Here is a 3,546-nt window from a genome sequence, read left to right on the forward strand (position 1 = left end):
GGAGACGGTCCGGTTCGCCGACGGGGTGCGTGCCGCTCGTGCCCAGGATGTGAGCACGGTCCTCGAAGTCGGCCCGGACGGCTCGCTCGTCTCCCTCATCCAGGAGACCGTGCCCGAGCTGCTCGCGCTCCCCGCCCTGCGCAAGGGGCGGGACGAGACGCGCTCGCTCGTCACCGCGTTGGGGCGGCTGCACGTGCGGTCGGTGGGCGTGGACTGGGCCGCGTTCCTGGCCGGTAGCGGCGCGCACCGGGTGGAGCTGCCCACGTACGCCTTCCAGCGGGACGCCTACTGGCTGGAGACGGTGCGGGACTCCGTCGAGGAGCCCCGCACCGGGAACGGGGACCTCTACACGACGGCCTGGGAGCCCGTGGAGGGCGTCGCCCCGGCCGGGACGCGGTGGGCGGTGCTGGGGCAGCCGGACGGGCGGGCCGGACTGCTGGCCAAGGCCCTCGCCCTGCACGCCGGGAACACGACGGTCGTCCGGCCCGACGTGTCGACCGTGGACGAGGCCGCGGAGTTCCTCGTCCTGCCCCTGGAGCCGCCCCTGCGGACGGAGTCCGGTGCCGACCGTGACGGAGACCGGGACCGAGGTGGCCCGGAGGCCGTACGCCGTGTCACGCACGACACGCTCGCCCGGGTGCAGGCCGTCCTGGCGGAGGAGCGGTCGGCGGACCACCGGGTGGTCGTCGTGAGCGGCGGCGCGACCACCGGGGACCCGGCCGGTGCGGCGGCGTGGGGACTGCTGCTGACCCTGCAGGCCGAGCACCCCGACCGGTTCCTGCTGGTCGACCTGGAGGACGACGACGGCGACGTGGTCGCCCTGGCGTCCGCCGTGGCCACCGCCCTGGCCCGGTCCGAGACCCAGATCGCCGTACGCGGTGGACAGTTGCGCGTGCCACGGCTCGTTCCCGCCGAGGCTCCGCCCGTCGACACCCCCGTAGCGGCACACGGCACGGTCCTGGTCACCGGCGGCACCGGGGAACTGGGCGGGCTCGTCGCCCGGCGCCTCGCCGCCGGCCACGGTGTGCGCGACCTGCTGCTCGTCAGCCGGCGCGGTGCCGACGCGCCCGGCGCGGAGGCGCTCGCGGCCGACCTCGAACGGGAGGGCGCCCGGGTCACGTTCGCGGCCTGCGACGTGTCCGACCGGGAGGCGCTCGCCGCCGTCCTCGCCGCCGTACCGGCCGACCGGCCGCTGACCGGGGTCGTCCACACGGCGGGCGTCGTCGACGACGGCGTGGTCACCGCGCTCACCCCCGAACGCGTGGACACCGTCCTCGGCCCCAAGGCCGACGCCGCCCACCACCTGCACGAACTGACCCGCGACGCGAACCTGTCGCACTTCGTGCTGTTCTCCTCCGCCGTCGGCACCCTCGGCGGCGCGGGCCAGGGCAACTACGCCGCCGCCAACGCCTACCTGGACGCCCTCGCCCGCGACCGCCGGGCCCAGGGGCTGCCGGCGACCTCGCTGGCCTGGGGGCTGTGGGGGACCGGCGGCGGCATGGGCGGCCGGCTCGCCGAGGTCGACCTGCGGCGGCTCGCCCGAGCCGGTGTGCTGCCGCTGGACGCCGAGCGGGGACTCGCCCTGTTCGACCGGGCCTGGGCGGCCGGGGAAGCCGTCCTCGTGCCGCTGCGCACCGACCCCGCCGTCCTGCGGGACCGCGCCACCGCCGGCACGCTGCCCGCCGCCCTGCGCACCCTCGTCCCGCCGCCCGGGCGGGAGCGGGGCCCCGCCCGACCGCAGGACACCCACGGCGGCACCTCCGCGGACGGCGCGCCGTCCGGCGCCGCGGTGGCGGAACGGCTGGCCGCGCTGCCCCCCGCCGAACGGTCCCGGGCGCTGCTCGACCTGGTCAGGTCGCGGGCCGCCGCCGTCCTCGACTATCCGTCGCCCGACAGCCTCGACCCGCGCCGGTCGTTCCGCGAGGCAGGGTTCGACTCGCTCACCGCGGTCGAGCTGCGCAACAGCCTCGCCGCCGCCACGGGGCTGCCGCTGCCCGCCGCCCTCGTCTTCGACCACCCCAGCCCCGCCGCTCTGGCCGAGCAGTTGGAGCGGCGCCTCGTCGACCAGGCCGCTCCCGCGCACGCCCGGCAGCGGCCCGCGCTGCCCGCCCTGCTCGACCAACTGGAGGCGGCCCTCGCGGAACTGGCCGCCGACGACCCCGAACGGCCCCGGGCCACCGCCCGGTTGCGGGCGCTCGCGGGTGTGGGCACGGCCCCCCAGACGGGCGGCACCGACGTCGAGGAGCGGCTCGCCGCCGCCTCGGACGACGAGTTGCTGGACTTCATCCGCTCGGAACTCGGCAAGGAGTGAACGGTTCACATGGCTGATGGCAAGGAACTCCGCGACTACCTCAAGCAGGTCGCCGCGGAACTGCACCGGACGCGGGGGCGCCTCGGCGAACTGGAGTCGGCGGCCCGGGAACCGATCGCCGTGGTCGGCATGGGCTGCCGCTACCCGGGCGGCGTGCAGTCACCGGACGACCTGTGGCGGCTCGTCGCCGAGGGCCGCGACGCCATCGGTCCCTTCCCCACGGACCGGGGCTGGGACCTGGCCTCCCTCTACGACCCCGACCCGTCGAAGGAGGGCACCTGCTACGTCCGAGAGGGCGGCTTCCTCGACGACGTCGCCTCCTTCGACGCCGCGTTCTTCGGGATCTCCCCGCGTGAGGCGCACTCCATGGACCCGCAGCAGCGGCTCCTGCTGGAGAGCAGCTGGGAGGCACTCGAACGCGCCGGGATCGACACCCTCACCCTGAAGGGCAGCCGCACGGGCGTCTTCGCCGGCGTCTCCCAGCAGGACTACGCGGCCCTGCTGACCGCCACCGAGGGCCGTGTCGACGGCCACGGCTCCACCGGAGTCTCCAACAGCGTGCTCTCCGGGCGGATCTCCTACGTGCTCGGCCTGGAGGGCCCCGCCCTCACCGTGGACACCGCCTGCTCCTCCTCCCTGGTCGCCCTGCACCTGGCGGTACGGTCCCTGCGGGCCGGCGAGTGCGATCTGGCGCTGGCCGGCGGAGTCACCGTGATGTCCACGCCCGACGTGCACGTGATGCTCTCCCGGCAGGGCTCCCTCGCCCCCGACGGGCGCTGCAAGGCGTTCGGCGCCGTCGCCGACGGCGCCGGGTGGAGCGAGGGCGCCGGCGTCCTCGTCGTGGAGCGCCTCTCCGACGCGCTGCGCAACGGACACCCCGTGCTGGCGGTCGTCCGCGGCACGGCCGTCAACCAGGACGGCGCCTCCAACGGGCTCAGCGCCCCCAACGGGCCCTCCCAGCAGCGCGTCATCCGCGACGCGCTCGCCGACGCCGGGCTCACCGCCGCCGACATCGACGCCGTCGAGGCCCACGGCACCGGCACCCGGCTCGGCGACCCCATCGAGGCCGACGCGCTGCTCGCCACGTACGGCGCGTCCCGGCCCGACGGGCGTCCGCTGTGGCTGGGCTCCCTGAAGTCCAACATCGGGCACAGCCAGGCCGCCGCCGGTGTCGGCGGCGTCATCAAGATGGTGCAGGCGCTGCGGGAACGCGTCCTGCCGAAGACCCTGCACGT

Annotated in this window: 1 protein-coding gene and 1 pseudogene; both read left to right on the plus strand. The window is 76.1% G+C overall.

Annotated elements, in window-relative coordinates; all coding sequences use genetic code 11:
• Positions 1-676 precede the first annotated feature (676 nt).
• Positions 677-2,311, plus strand: a pseudogene (locus AOK23_RS06110) (type I polyketide synthase); the annotation flags it as partial.
• Positions 2,312-2,320: 9 nt separating this feature from the next.
• The coding region (locus AOK23_RS06115) for a beta-ketoacyl synthase N-terminal-like domain-containing protein (protein WP_206336132.1) at positions 2,321-3,546 on the plus strand (1,226 nt) is incomplete at its 3' end.

Origin of the sequence: Streptomyces torulosus, from assembly GCF_001419765.1 — a bacterium.
In the GTDB taxonomy this organism is placed as follows: Bacteria; Actinomycetota; Actinomycetes; order Streptomycetales; family Streptomycetaceae; genus Streptomyces; species Streptomyces torulosus.